Origin of the sequence: Variovorax sp. KBW07, assembly GCF_003852515.1 — a bacterium.
Classification (GTDB): domain Bacteria; phylum Pseudomonadota; class Gammaproteobacteria; order Burkholderiales; family Burkholderiaceae_C; genus Variovorax.
This window is the reverse complement of the sequence record NZ_QAJK01000277.1, coordinates 1-202: the sequence shown is the minus strand read 5'-3', so window position 1 is coordinate 202 and position 202 is coordinate 1. Positions and strand designations below refer to the sequence as shown.

At 76.2% G+C, this 202-nt stretch carries 1 protein-coding gene; it reads left to right on the top strand.

Features of this window, described 5'->3' with window-relative positions; translation table 11 throughout:
* The coding region (locus DBV14_RS33570; RefSeq protein WP_221621939.1) for a hypothetical protein at window positions 1–202 on the top strand (202 nt) is incomplete at both ends.

The following is a 202-nucleotide window of genomic DNA, read 5'->3' as shown; positions in this document are numbered from 1 at the left end:
GCGCACGCTCGGTGCTGGCCTCGCGGCCGGGCAGCGGCTACTACGTGCTGCACCGGCCGTCGCGCGCCACGCTCGAAGACACCGATGCAGTGCAGTGCGCGGCCGAGCCCGCCACGGGACAGGACAGGCCGCCACCGGCCGAATACCGCGGCGACGAACTGGTCCGCGAAGCCATGCGCCGCGTGGCCCGCGCCGCGCCCGA